This window comes from Isoptericola sp. NPDC055063 (genome assembly GCF_053608125.1).
Window position 1 is genome coordinate 65,175 of the sequence record NZ_JBSGUW010000005.1, and the last position, 13,109, is coordinate 78,283.

Annotated in this window: 12 protein-coding genes; 3 read left to right on the forward strand and 9 right to left on the reverse strand. The window is 74.4% G+C overall.

What is annotated here, in order from left to right; all coding sequences use genetic code 11:
- Window positions 1-26 precede the first annotated feature (26 nt).
- From der to ACWF41_RS07635, 4 genes are all read right to left on the reverse strand, one after another.
- On the reverse strand, window positions 27-1,592 hold the full coding sequence (gene der / locus ACWF41_RS07620) for a ribosome biogenesis GTPase Der (protein ID WP_380315255.1): 1,566 nt from the start codon (window positions 1,590-1,592) through the stop codon (window positions 27-29).
- A gap of 120 nt (window positions 1,593-1,712) precedes the next feature.
- A complete protein-coding gene (gene cmk / locus ACWF41_RS07625) occupies window positions 1,713-2,417 on the reverse strand; it encodes a (d)CMP kinase (protein WP_380315258.1) in 705 nt (234 codons plus the stop codon).
- A gap of 71 nt (window positions 2,418-2,488) precedes the next feature.
- Window positions 2,489-3,358, reverse strand: a complete 870-nt coding sequence (locus tag ACWF41_RS07630) for a pseudouridine synthase (protein ID WP_380315261.1) — start codon at window positions 3,356-3,358, stop codon at window positions 2,489-2,491.
- A 14-nt stretch (window positions 3,359-3,372) separates the two neighbouring features.
- Entirely contained in the window at window positions 3,373-4,008 is a 636-nt protein-coding gene (locus ACWF41_RS07635) for a TetR/AcrR family transcriptional regulator (RefSeq protein WP_380315264.1), read from the reverse strand.
- 131 nt (window positions 4,009-4,139) lie between these two features.
- Here ACWF41_RS07635 and ACWF41_RS07640 point away from each other — a divergent pair, with 131 nt between their 5' ends.
- The gene (locus ACWF41_RS07640) at window positions 4,140-4,562 is read left to right on the forward strand and encodes an organic hydroperoxide resistance protein (protein WP_380315267.1); all 423 of its coding nucleotides are present in this window, start codon (window positions 4,140-4,142) and stop codon (window positions 4,560-4,562) included.
- A gap of 10 nt (window positions 4,563-4,572) precedes the next feature.
- On the opposite strand, the gene scpB is transcribed toward ACWF41_RS07640, so the two are convergent.
- The 5 genes from scpB to ACWF41_RS07665 form a co-directional block, all read right to left on the reverse strand.
- A complete protein-coding gene (scpB, locus tag ACWF41_RS07645; RefSeq protein ID WP_380315270.1) occupies window positions 4,573-5,316 on the reverse strand; it encodes an SMC-Scp complex subunit ScpB in 744 nt (247 codons plus the stop codon).
- Window positions 5,313-6,266 carry a segregation and condensation protein A gene (locus tag ACWF41_RS07650; RefSeq protein ID WP_380315273.1) on the reverse strand — a complete coding sequence of 318 codons (954 nt, stop codon included), beginning with the start codon at window positions 6,264-6,266 and terminating at the stop codon, window positions 5,313-5,315. Before ACWF41_RS07650 ends, scpB begins: the two co-directional genes overlap by 4 nt.
- Window positions 6,250-7,215: a ParA family protein gene (locus tag ACWF41_RS07655; RefSeq protein ID WP_380315276.1), complete on the reverse strand. Its 966-nt coding sequence runs from the start codon at window positions 7,213-7,215 to the stop codon at window positions 6,250-6,252. Before ACWF41_RS07655 ends, ACWF41_RS07650 begins: the two co-directional genes overlap by 17 nt.
- Before the next feature lie 65 nt (window positions 7,216-7,280).
- A complete protein-coding gene (locus tag ACWF41_RS07660; RefSeq protein WP_380315279.1) occupies window positions 7,281-8,279 on the reverse strand; it encodes a site-specific tyrosine recombinase XerD in 999 nt (332 codons plus the stop codon).
- Window positions 8,280-8,306: 27 nt separating this feature from the next.
- A complete protein-coding gene (locus ACWF41_RS07665; protein ID WP_380315282.1) occupies window positions 8,307-9,317 on the reverse strand; it encodes a heme o synthase in 1,011 nt (336 codons plus the stop codon).
- 421 nt (window positions 9,318-9,738) lie between these two features.
- On the opposite strand from ACWF41_RS07665, the gene tkt reads away from it, so the two are divergent.
- Window positions 9,739-11,862, forward strand: a complete 2,124-nt coding sequence (tkt, locus tag ACWF41_RS07670; protein ID WP_380315285.1) for a transketolase — start codon at window positions 9,739-9,741, stop codon at window positions 11,860-11,862.
- Between the two features lie 100 nt (window positions 11,863-11,962).
- Complete coding sequence (tal, locus tag ACWF41_RS07675; RefSeq protein ID WP_380315289.1) at window positions 11,963-13,081, forward strand: transaldolase; 1,119 nt, start codon at window positions 11,963-11,965, stop codon at window positions 13,079-13,081.
- Window positions 13,082-13,109 lie beyond the last annotated feature (28 nt).

Genomic DNA, 13,109 nt, shown 5'->3' on the forward strand with positions numbered 1-13,109 from the left:
GCCTCATCGCTGGCTCGTCGGCGGCGTCAGCGGCGCCGCTTCTCCCGCACCCGCACGCTGATCTCGATGGGCGAACCCTCGAAGCCGAACGTCTCGCGCAGGCGACGCTCGATGAACCGGCGGTACCCGGCCTCGAGGAACCCGGTCGCGAAGATGACGAATCGCGGCGGGCGCGTCGACGCCTGTGTGCCGAACAGGATGCGCGGCTGGCGGCCACCGCGCAGCGGGTGCGGGTGGGCGGCGACGAGCTCGCCGAGGAAGGCGTTGAGGCGGCCGGTGGGGATGCGGGTGTCCCAGGACTCCAGCGACGTCTCGAGCGCGCGCGTGAGCCGGTCGGTGTGCCAGCCGGTGCGGGCGGAGACGTTGACGCGCGGCGCCCACTGCACCTGCACCAGGTCCTTGTCGATCTCGCGCTCGAGGTACGGGCGACGGTCGTCGTCCATGAGGTCCCACTTGTTGTACGCGATGACGAGCGCGCGGCCGGCGTCGACGGCCTGCGAGATGACGCGCGTGTCCTGCTCCGTCATCGGCTGCGAGGCGTCGACGAGCACGACGGCGACCTCCGCCTTCTCGATCGCGGCCTGCGTGCGCAGGGAGGCGTAGAAGTCCGCGCCGCGCGTCTGGTGCACACGGCGGCGGATGCCGGCGGTGTCGACGAACCAGTACGGCACGCCCTTGATCTCGACGAGCTCGTCGACGGGGTCGCGGGTGGTGCCGGCGGTCTCGTCGACGACGACGCGCTCGGCGCCGGCGATCTTGTTCAGGAGCGACGACTTGCCGACGTTCGGGCGCCCGACCAGCGCCACGCGGCGCGGGCCGGCCGGCCGCAGCTCGCCGTGCTCGGAGACCTCGGGCAGCACCTTCATGGCGGCGTCGAGCAGGTCGCCGGTGCCGCGCCCGTGCAGCGCGGAGACGGGGTGCGGCTCGCCCAGCCCGAGCGACCACAGGTACGCGGCGTCCGCCTCGCCGGAGGGGCCGTCCACCTTGTTGGCGCACAGCACGACGGGCTTGCCGGAGCGGCGCAGCAGCTCGACGACGCGCTCGTCCGTCGACGTCGCGCCCACCGTCGAGTCGACGACGAAGATCACGGCGTCGGCGAGGGCGACCGCCACCTCGGCCTGCTCGGCGACCTTGGACTCGATGCCGGCGACGTCGACCTCCCAGCCGCCCGTGTCCACGAGGGTGAACTCGCGCCCGGACCACTCGCCCGGGTAGCTGACGCGGTCGCGCGTGACGCCCGGCGTGTCCTCGACGACGGCCTCGCGGCGGCCGAGGATGCGGTTGACCAGCGTCGACTTGCCGACGTTCGGTCGCCCGACGACGGCGAGGACGGGCAGCGGCGCCTCGCCGCTGCCGAAGCCCTCCTCGTCCCACTCGGCGTCGAGCAGGGCACGGTCGGCCTCGTCGAGCTCGAAGTCCTCCAGGCCCGCGCGCAGCGCGCGCTCGCGCGCCTCGTCGTCACCCTCGGACTCGAGGACCTCGGCCACCGCGTCGCGCGCGGGCTCCGCCGCCTCGGCGGCGTCCGCGGGTGCGGTGGTCGGGTCGTCGGTGGGCTCGGCAGCGGGCACGGAGCCGTCGGCGGGAGTGGTCATGGGCACCATTCTCCCAGGCCCGGCGGCGTGTCACGAACGAGACCCCCGTCACCCGGCCGGAAGGCCGTGCGACGGGGGCCGCGGCGGGCGCGCCGACAGGGGCGCCGTGCCCGGGTCGGGTCAGGCGGTGACCTGCGCGACGACGGCCAGGACGGCGTCGACCGTCTGGTCGAAGTCGAGGTCGGACGAGTCGACGGTCGCGACGCCGTCGGCCGCGACCTGGAACTGGCTGACCGTCGAGTCGTCGCGGTCGCGGCGCAGCACCTGGTCGCGCGTGGCCTCGACGGCGGAGGCGTCGGCCGCGCCGTGCACCTCGAGGGAGCGGCGGCGCAGGCGCGCCTCCTCGCTGGCGGTGAGCAACACGCGGGCGTCCGCGTCGGGGGCGACGACGGTCGTGATGTCGCGCCCCTCGGCCACGATGCCGTGCCCGTCCGAGAATCCGCCGGGCGCGTTCTCCGCCTCGATGACGGCGCGCTGGCGCCGGCGCAGCTCGGCGCGGACCTCGAGGTTGGTCGCCACCTGCGACACGGCGGTGGAGACCTCGGTGGTGCGGATCGCCTCGGCGACGTCGCGCCCGCCCAGGTGCACGGTCGGCGCCGCAGGGTCCACGCCCATGTCCAGCGGCATGGCCCGCACCGCGTCGGCGACGGCGGCCTGGTCGGCCAGGTCCGCGCCGCTCTCGACGCACCACAGCGTCGCGGCGCGGTACATGGCGCCCGTGTCGAGGTAGGCGAGCCCGAGCCGGGCCGCCACCGCCTTCGAGACGCTGGACTTGCCGGACCCGGAGGGACCGTCGACGGCGATGACGACCACGTGAGAGCTCACCTTCTGTTGTCGCGCGGCGGTACCGCGCGGGTTCTGCTGGGCGGGGAGGACGGGAGGACGGGGGCGTGACGTCACATGTCGACGTCGCGCATGAGGGTGCCGAGCTCGGTGCGCCCGAGCACCCGCGTGCGCCCGACGCGCAGGTCGCCCAGGGCGATGGGGCCGATGCGGGTGCGCACGAGGCGGGTCACCGGGAAGCCGACGGCGTCCAGCATGCGGCGCACGATGCGGTTGCGGCCCTCGTGCAGCACGACCTCGAGCATCGTCTCACCGGGCACGGCGTCCACGACGCGCACCTTGTCGGCGCGGGCGAGGCCGTCATCGAGCTCCACGCCCTCGGTCAGCTGCTTGGCGTGGCGCGGGTAGAACTCGCCGCCCGTGACCGTGACGAGGTAGGTCTTGCGGATCTCGTACCGCGGGTGGGCGAGGCGGTTCGCGAGCTCGCCGTCGTTGGTGAGCAGCAGCAGGCCCTCGCTGTCGGCGTCGAGCCGGCCGACGTGGAACAGGCGCTCGGGGCGGTCCTTGACCAGGTCGGCGAGCGTCGGGCGGCCGTCCGGGTCGCTCATCGTCGACACCACGCCCAGCGGCTTGTTGAGCGCGATCGTCACCTTGGACGCGTCGAGCTGGATGCGCATGCCGTCCACGTGCACCTGCGCCTTCGCGGGGTCCACGCGCACACCGAGCTCGGTGACGAGCACGCCGTCCACCTCGACGTGCCCCTCGGCGATGAGCTCCTCGCACTTGCGGCGCGAGCCCAGGCCGGCCTGCGCGAGCACCTTCTGCAGGCGGACGCCGTCGGCGACGTGGACGTCGCGGTCCGGCTCGCCGGAGCGCGGGGCGGGGCGACGGGGGGCGGGCTTGCGGGGACGCTGCGAGCGCTGCGCTGAGGGTCCCTGGGGGCGGCTGGTGCGGCGGCTCCCGCCGCGGCGTTCGGTGCTCATGGTGCCCGATTCTCTCAGGTCGTGCCGGCTCCGCCCGACGGCGCCGTCCGCCGGTGTGCCGCGAGCACCGCCGCGAACGCGGACGCGAGGCGGGGCGCGACGGCGCGGGCGTCGTCCACGTCCCCGCACACCATGGCGCCGTCGCGCAGCATCATCAGCTCGGCGGCGGCGGCGTGCGGGTCACCCGCCCCGTCCTCGCGCGCGACGTCGGCGAAGAAGCCCGCGTAGCGGGCACGGTGCCGTGCCACGGCCTGCCGCACGGGATGGGCCGGATCGGCGTACTCCGCCCCGGCGTTGACGAACGCACAGCCGCGGAACTCCGGGGCCCGCGCCACGGTACCCAGCACGTCGGCCAGGGCAGCGAGCGCGGCACCGGGGTCGCCGTCGTGCTCGTCGCGCAGGCGCGCCAGCTGCGCCCGCTCCTCCTCCGCGATCGCGTCCAGGTAGGCGACGACGAGGTCGTCCTTCGTCCGGAAGTGCCGGTAGAACGTGACCTTGGACACCTCGGCCGCGGCGATGATCTTGTCGGCGCTCACGGCGCGGATCCCGTCCGCGTAGAACAGCCGGCTCCCCGCCTCGAGGATCCGGTCACGCACCCGCCCGCGCGCGGGCGCCCGCTCGGGGGTCGCGGCCGCCGTCCTGGTTCCCATCCCACCAACCTCTCACGCCGCGACGCCTCCGGGCGCCGTGTCGCGGCACCTGATGCTTGCGGCGACGGACGACGCGTGGTCTAGTAGACGAACTAGTAACTCTACTAGAGAGCCTACCCAGGAGGACCAGCATGAGCGCGCTCTACACCGCGGTCGCCACCGCCACCGGAGACGGACGGGACGGCCGCTCGCGGTCGGACGACGGCCTGCTCGACGTCGACCTCGCCATCCCCAAGGAGATGGGCGGCGCCGGCGGCGCCACCAACCCCGAGCAGCTCTTCGCCGCCGGGTACGCCGCGTGCTTCCACTCCTCGCTGAAGGTCGTCGCGCGACGGGAGAAGGCCGCGATGAGTGACTCCGCCGTCGTCGCGGAGGTCTCGCTCCTGCCGACCGACGACGGCGGGTTCCGCCTCGCCGTCGCGCTGCACGCTGAGATGACCGGCGTCGACCAGGCCACCGCCGATGCCCTCGTGGCCGGCGCGCACCAGGTGTGCCCGTACTCGAACGCCACGCGCGGCAACGTCGACGTCACCGTCGACGCCACCGTCGCCTGAGGTCAGCCCCTCACGCGCCGAGCCCGTCCTCGGTCGGGTCCGCGGACAGGTTCGCGGGCAGGGCCGAGGACGGGTCCAGGCCGATCGCCTCCCCCACGTCGGGCAGGTGCGGGGCGAGCGGCGGCAGCGCGTCGAGCGACGTCCAGCCCATCCGGTCCAGGAACTCCCCGGTGGTGCCGAACAGCACGGCGCCCGTCATCGGGTCCTGGCCGGTCTCCGCGATCAGCCCCCGCGCGAGCAGCGTGCGCACGACGCCGTCCACGCTGACGCCGCGCACCGCCGAGACCTGCCCCCGCGTGACCGGCTGGCGGTAGGCGACGACCGCGAGCGTCTCCAGCGCCGCCTGGCTGAGCCGCGACGACTGCCCCTCCAGCACGAACGCGCCCACCACGTCGGCCTGCGCCCGCGCGGAGTAGACCCGCCAGCCGTCCGCGCCCTCCCGCAGCTCGAACCCGCGCGGGCGCCCGCCCGTCTCGCCGCGGTACTCCGCCGCGAGGTCCTCCAGGACGGCGGCCACCTCCGGCACCGGCCGCGCGACCCCGGCCGCCAGCCGCTCCACCGGCACGGGCGACTCCGTGACCATGAGCACCGCCTCCAGCGCCGCGGCCAGGCCGCCGGGCAGCTCGTCCACGTCGACCTCGAGCTCGGGCACGGGACGGTCGGCGACCCCTGCCTCGGCGGGTCCCGCAGCGTCGGGGCCGGTCTCCGCCTCGTCCGCGGCCTCCGTGCCGGTCGTGCCCGTCTCCTGCGTCATGCCACGACCTCCGTCACGTCCGGGCCGCCGTCTGGCGCCGCGGCCCCGTCGAACTCCTCGAACCCGGCGGCGAGCGCGCCGTCGTCGTCCCCGTCCTGCTCGCCGTCGCCGGCGGTCCACCGCACCGTGAGCTCCCCCAGCGCGGTGGCCTGCTCGAAGGCGACCCGGCCGCCCCGGAACAGCTCCAGCAGCGCCAGGAACCGCGCCACCGCGACGAGTCGCTCCTCCCCCGCGACGAGCGCGCGGAACGTCACGACGTGCTCGCGCCGCAGCCGGCGCGCGACGACCCCGGCCTGCTCGCGCACGCTCACCGCCGGCGCGTGCAGGTGGTCGAGGCCGACGACCGGCGGTGCCTTCGGCTCGAGCGCCTTCGCCGCCAGCTCCGCGAGGCGGGCGCCGTCGAGCGTCCACACGAGCTCGGGCAGCAGGGCCGTCAGGTGCGGCTCGAGCGGCACGGAGCGCGGCACGCGGCGCCCCTCGGTCTCGAGCCGCTCGGCGAGGATCCCGGAGACCTCCTTGTAGGCGCGGTACTGCAGCAGCCGGGCGAACAGCAGGTCGCGGGCCTCGAGCAGCTCCAGGTCCTCCGCGTCCTCCTCGACGACGCCGGGCAGCAGCCGCGCCGCCTTGAGGTCGAGCAGCGTGGCCGCCACGACCAGGAACTCGCTGGCGGTGCCGAGGTCCCACGAGGGATGCTCCTCGCCGCGGGCCGTCGCCTCGCGTGCGGCGGCGTCCGCGGCGCGGATGTGCGCGACGAACTCGTCCGTCACGGCCGCGAGCGCCACCTCGGTGACGTCGAGCTCGTGCTTCGCGATCAGCGACAGCAGCAGGTCGAACGGGCCGGTGAAGTTCGCGAGGTGCACCTCGAAACCCGCGGGCGGGGCGTCGGCCGCCGCCCCGGGCTCCGCGACGTCGGCGGCAGGCTCCGCGGCGACGTCAGGCGGCGTCACCACGGGCGACGAGCTCGCGCGCGAGCTGCCGGTACGCGGCGGCTCCGGCGTGCGTCGGGGCGTAGTTGGTGATCGGCTCGGCGGCGACGGAGGCGTCCGGGAACTTCACGGTGCGCCCGATGACGGTGTGCAGCAGCGTGTCCCCGAAGGCCTCGTGCACCCGGGCCACGACCTCGCGGGAGTGGAGCGTGCGCGAGTCGTACATGGTCGGCAGGATGCCGTCGATCTCGAGCGCCGGGTTGAGGCGGTCGCGCACCTTCTCGATGGTCTCCACGAGGAGCGCGACGCCGCGCAGCGCGAAGAACTCGCACTCCAGCGGGATGAGCACGCCGTGCGCGGCCGTCAGCGCGTTGACGGTGAGCAGGCCCAGCGACGGCTGGCAGTCCACGAGGATGACGTCGTAGTCGTCCAGCGCCGGGCGCAGCGCGCGGGCCAGCACCGACTCGCGGGCCACCTCGCCGACGAGCTGCACCTCCGCCGCCGACAGGTCGATGTTGGCCGGCAGCACGTCCAGGCCCTCGATGTTCGTGGGCTGCAGCACGTCGGTGAAGCTGACGTCGCGCTCCATGAGCAGGTTGTAGACGCTGAGGTCGAGGTCGTGCGGGCTGACGCCCACGCCCACCGACGCGGCGCCCTGGGGGTCGAAGTCGACCAGCAGCACGCGACGGCCGTACTCGGCCAGCGCGGCGCCCAGGTTGATCGTCGTGGTGGTCTTGCCGACGCCGCCCTTCTGGTTGCACATCGCGACGATGCGCGCGGGCCCGTGCGACGCCAGCGGGGCCGGGTCGCGGAAGTCGGGCAGCGGCCGCCCGACGACGTCGGTGCGCGGCTCCTCCGTCCCGGCCGGACTGCCCGGCGTGGGGCTGGTCGCGGTGACCGCGGCCGGTGAGGCGTCGCTCGTGGTCGTCTGCGTCATGGTGTCGCTCCCGAGTCCCTCGCTCACCTGCGTCACGCTACCCCAGCCCCTCCCGGGGCCCGGGCGGCACGCCGGGCGCGCCGCCCTTCGTCCGCGACCGCTCAGCCGAGGGCCCGGGGGTGCGCCGCCGCGTACACCTCGCGCAGGGCGTCGGGCGTCACCATCGTGTAGATCTGCGTGGTCGTCACCGAGGCGTGCCCGAGCAGCTCCTGCACCACGCGGACGTCGGCGCCGCCGGCCAGCAGGTGCGTCGCGAACGAGTGCCGCAGCGTGTGCGGCGACACGTGCTGCGTCAGTCCCGCCCGCTCGGCCGCACCCTGCAGCACGGACCAGGCGCTCTGCCGCGACAGCCGCGCGCCGCGGGTGTTGAGGAACAGCGCCGGCGTGCCCCGGCCCGCGGACGCCAGCGGCGAGCGGGCGCGGACCAGGTAGGCGTCCAGGGCGGTGCGGGCGTAGGAGCCGACCGGCACGACCCGCTCCTTGTCCCCCTTGCCCCGCAGCCGCACCGAGCCGGAGCCGGCGAGTTCGTCGTCGGGCCCCGGGGCGCCGCCGGCGGGGCGCAGCCCGTCGACGTCGTCGACGTCCAGGCCCACGACCTCGCTGATGCGACCACCGGTGGAGTAGAGCAGCTCGAGCAGCGCGCGGTCGCGCAGCGGGACGGCACCCTCGCCCGTCCCGGCCGCGTCGAGCAGGCGCGCCACCTCGTCCACGGACAGCGCGTGCGGCAGGCGGCGCAGGGAGCTCGGGGCGTGCACCTGCGCCGCGGGATCGGCGCGCGTGACGCCCTCGGCGTGCGCGAAGCGGTGCCAGCCACGCACCGCGGCCAGGGCCCGGGCGGTCGAGGACGGTGACAGCGGGGCGCCGCCGTCCGACCCCTGGCGCAGCACCACCACGTAGTCCTCGACGTCGCGCTCCCCCACGTGGTCCAGACCCGCCCGGCCGGTGGCGTCGAGGTGGCGGGCGTAGCGCCCGAGGTCGCGCCGGTAGGCCGCCACGGTGTTGGCCGACAGCCCGCGCTCGACGCCGAGGTGCGCGAGGTAGTCCTGCAGCGCGGCCGTCAGCGCGGGCGGGAGGGTCGGGGCGGTCGACGTGTCGGGCACCGGCCCATCATGCCTCGGGGGGAGGCGTCAGAAGGGCAGGAAGACGTCCACGGCCACGGCGATGAACAGCACCGTGAGGTACGTGATCGAGCCGTGGAAGACCTTCATCGCGCCGAGCTTGCCTCGCTCGGGGTGGCCCGCGCGGCGCAGCATCGCGATCACGAGGTAGAGGAACCAGCCGCCCGACAGGACGGCGACCGCCGTGTAGAACCACGACATGCCGGCGAGCGGGATCAGCGCGAGCGAGCAGGCGATCATCGCCACCGTGTGCGCGACCATCTCGATCGCGACGCGGCGGTCGGTGGCGACCACGGGGAGCATCGGCACGCCGGCGTTGGCGTAGTCCTTCTTGAACTTCACGGACAGCGGCCAGTAGTGCGGGGGCGTCCAGAAGAAGATCACGCCGAACAGCGCGACGGCGGCCCAGCTGAGCGAGTCCGTGACGGCGGCCCAGCCGATGAAGACGGGCATGCAGCCGGCGATGCCGCCCCACACGATGTTCTGCGGGGTGCGCCGCTTGAGGATCATCGTGTAGCCGACCACGTAGATCGCGATGGCCGCGAACGTGAGCCACGCGGACGCCGGGTTGACCAGCAGCGCGAACCACAGCAGGGACACGGCCCCGAGCACGGTGGCGAACACGAGCGCGGCGCGCGGCGTGATCTCCCCCGTCGCCAGCGGGCGGCGCTTGGTCCTGTTCATCACCTGGTCGATGTCACGGTCCAGGTAGCAGTTGAAGACGTTGGCCGACGCGGCCGCGAGGGTGCCGCCGACCAGGGTGAGCAGGACCAGCCACAGCGACGGGAGCCCGCCCTCGGCGAGGATCATCGTGGGCAGCGTGGTGACGAGCAGCAGCTCGATGATGCGCGGCTTGGTCAGCGCGACGTACGCGCCGACGCGGTCGCGCCACCCCTTGGCCGGACCCGCGGGAGCACCGCGGCGCTCCGCCCGGACGGCATCGGCACGCTCCCGCTCCGCCCGCACCGCGGCACGGGTGGGCGTCGAGGGATGGGGCGTCGTGGTGCTCGTGGTGCTCACGCGCGTGCTTGTCCGTTCTCGGCTGGGGGTCCGGGGAGCTCGGGCGGCGTGGGTCTGCCGCCGCCTCATCGTACGCCGAGGTCACCGGACCGGCGGCCCGGGCCAGGCCCGGGGGCCTGTGAGAAATGCCCGGCTCGTCGTCATCTCCCTCCGACCCCCGCGGGGCCCGCCGCCGCACCGGTGTCCACGCCCGCCCATCTGGTGGGACGGAGAGCCCCGGGACGGGCGTGACGGGAATGCACGGCGCTAGGGTGGTGCTGCACAACGGTGAACAGCGGACCGCCCACCCGGTCGGACCCTCGCCACCGTGCCCCGCCGTCGCACGCAGGACCCGTGCGGTGTCCGACGCGACGGCGCCCCGTACCGGCAGAGCAGCAGCAATCACCCGGGGGCTCGCTCCGGGCAGGAAAGAGGCACATCTGTGAACGCGTTCGACCCCGTCGTCGCCCCGCTCGAGTGGAGCTCGCTCGACGACCGCGCGGTGAAGACCATCAAGGCGCTGGCGGCCGACGCCGTCGAGAAGGTCGGCAACGGCCACCCCGGCACGGCGATCTCCCTCGCCCCCGCCGCGTACCTGCTGTTCCAGAAGACGCTGCGGCACGACCCCTCCGACCCGCACTGGGTCGGCCGTGACCGGTTCGTCCTGTCCGCGGGCCACTCCTCGCTCACGCTGTACCTGCAGCTGTTCCTCGCCGGCTACGGGATGGAGCTGTCGGACCTCGAGGCCCTGCGCACCTGGGGCTCGCAGACCCCCGGCCACCCCGAGTACCGCCACACCCCCGGCGTCGAGATCACCACGGGGCCGCTCGGCCAGGGCCTCGCCTCCGCCGTCGGCATGGCGTTCGCGTCCCGCCGCGAGCGGGGCCTGCTCGACCCCGACGCCGCGCCCGGCGAGTCGCCGTTCGACCACCACGTGTATGTCATCGCCTCCGACGGCGACCTGCAGGAGGGCGTCACCTCCGAGGCCTCGTCCCTCGCCGGCACGCAGAAGCTCGGCAACCTCGTGGTGATCTGGGACGACAACAAGATCTCCATCGAGGACGACACGGACATCGCGTTCACCGAGGACACGCTGGCCCGCTACGCCGCCTACGGCTGGCACACGCAGCGCGTCGACTGGACGCAGGGCGGCACCGGCTACGCCGAGGACGTCGACGCGCTCGCCGCGGCGATCGCCGCCGCCAAGGCCGAGACCGACCGGCCGTCGTTCATCGCGCTGCGCACCATCATCGGCTGGCCGTCGCCCACCAAGCAGAACACCGGCGGCATCCACGGGTCCGCGATGGGCGCCGACGAGGTCGCCGGCCTCAAGGTCGCGCTCGGGCTCGACCCCGAGGCCACGTTCGCCGTCGACGACGAGGTGCTCGAGTACACGCGTTCCGTCGCCGGCCGGCAGGCCGACGAGCGCGCCGCCTGGGACCGCTCGTACGCCGCGTGGCGCACCGCCACCCCCGAGCGCGCCGCGCTGCTCGACCGCCTCGTGGCCCACGAGCTGCCCGCCGGCTGGACCGACGAGCTGCCCGTGTTCGAGGCCTCCGAGAAGGGTGTCGCCACCCGCGCCGCCTCCGGCAAGGTGCTCACCGCGCTCAAGGACGTGCTCCCCGAGCTGTGGGGCGGCTCCGCCGACCTCGCCGGCTCGAACAACACGACGATGGACGGCGAGCCGTCGTTCATCCCCGTGGAGCACGCGACCAAGAAGTTCCCCGGCAACCCCTACGGCCGCACGCTGCACTTCGGCATCCGCGAGCACGGCATGGGCTCGATCCTCAACGGCATCGTGCTGCACGGCCTCACCCGCCCGTACGGCGGCACGTTCCTCCAGTTCGCCGACTACATGCGCGCCTCGGTGCGCCTCGCGGCCCTCATGGAGATCCCGACGACCTTCGTGTGGACCCACGACTCGATCGGCCTCGGCGAGGACGGCCCCACGCACCAGCCGGTCGAGCACCTCGCGGCGCTGCGCGCCATCCCCGGCCTCGACGTCGTGCGCCCCGCCGACGCGAACGAGACCGCCTGGGCCTGGCGCGGGATCCTCGAGAACACGGCGAACCCGGCCGGCATCGTCCTGACCCGCCAGAACGTACCCACGTTCCCGCGTGGCGCCGACGGCTTCGCCGGCGCCGAGGGGACGCTCAAGGGCGCCTACACGCTGCTGGACACGGAGGGCACGCCCGACGTGATCCTCGTCGGCACCGGCTCCGAGGTGCAGCTCGCCGTGCAGGCCCGCGAGCAGCTCGCGGCCGAGGGCGTGGCCGCCCGCGTCGTGTCCATGCCGAGCCGCGAGTGGTTCGACAAGCAGGACGCCGCGTACCGCGAGTCGGTGCTGCCGGCCGCGGTCAAGGCCCGCGTCTCGGTCGAGGCGGGCATCGCGCAGGGCTGGCGCGACGTGGTCGGCGACGCCGGCCGCAGCGTCTCGCTCGAGCACTACGGGGCGTCGGCGGACTACCAGACGCTCTACCGCGAGTTCGGGATCACCGCGGAGGCCGTCGCGGCCGCCGCGCGGGAGTCGCTCGCCGCCGTGCGCGGCGCTGGCGACGCCGCCTGAGCCCTCGTAGATTTCCCGGTGGGGCGCCGCACGACGGCGCCCCACCCGGTTCCCGTCGACAGACCGCCGGCGGGGGCCTCCGACCTCGGAAGGACGTCCGATGACGCAGAGCACCGTCCCCGCACCGATCACCGACCTGACCGGAGCCGGGGTGTCCATCTGGCTCGACGACCTCTCGCGGGAGCGGCTGCGCAGCGGCAACCTCGCGGCCCTCGTCGCCGAGCGCGGCGTCGTCGGCGTCACGACCAACCCGACCATCTTCGCCAAGGCGCTCTCCAGCGGCGACGCCTACGACGCCCAGCTGGCCGAGCTCGCCGGCAGCGACGTGGACGCCGCGGTCGAGACCATCACCACGGACGACGTGCGCGCGGCCGCCGACCTGCTGCGCCCGGTCTACGACGCCACCGACGGCGTGGACGGCCGCGTGTCGATCGAGGTGGACCCGCGCCTCGCCTACGACGCCGACAAGACGGTCGTGGTCGCGGAGCGCCTGTGGCGCACCGTGGACCGGCCGAACGTCTTCATCAAGATCCCCGCGACCGTCCCCGGGCTCGACGCGATCTCGCGCACCCTCGCCCAGGGGATCAGCGTCAACGTGACCCTCATCTTCTCCATCGAGCGCTATCGCGCCGTGATGCAGGCGTTCGCGATCGGCCTCGAGCAGGCCCGCGCGGACGGCATCGACCTCGGCCCGATCGGGTCCGTCGCCTCCTTCTTCGTCTCGCGGGTGGACTCCTCGGTCGACGCCGCGCTCGAGAAGATCGGCACCCCCGAGGCCCTCGACCTGCGCGGGCAGGCCGCCGTCGCGAACGCGCGCCTCGCGTTCGAGGCGTACGAGCAGTTCGTCGGCACGGACGAGTGGCGCTCGCTCGCCGCGTCCGGCGCCCACCCCCAGCGGCCGCTGTGGGCCTCGACCGGCGTGAAGAACCCGGACTACCCCGACACGATGTACGTCTCCGAGCTGGTCACCGACGGCGTCGTGAACACGATGCCCGAGCCCACGCTCCAGGCGTTCGCCGACCACGGCACCGTCACGGGCGACACCGTCCGCGGCATCGCGAGCGCCGCGCGCCGCACCGTCGAGACCATCGAGTCGCTCGGGGTCTCCCTCCGCGAGGTCACCGACCACCTCGAGACCGACGGCGTCCGCAAGTTCGAGGACTCCTGGACCGAGCTCCTGGACACCGCCACCGCCGGCCTCGAGGCAAAGGGCGCCTGACCCGCGCCCCGCCCGGAGCGCCCGACCC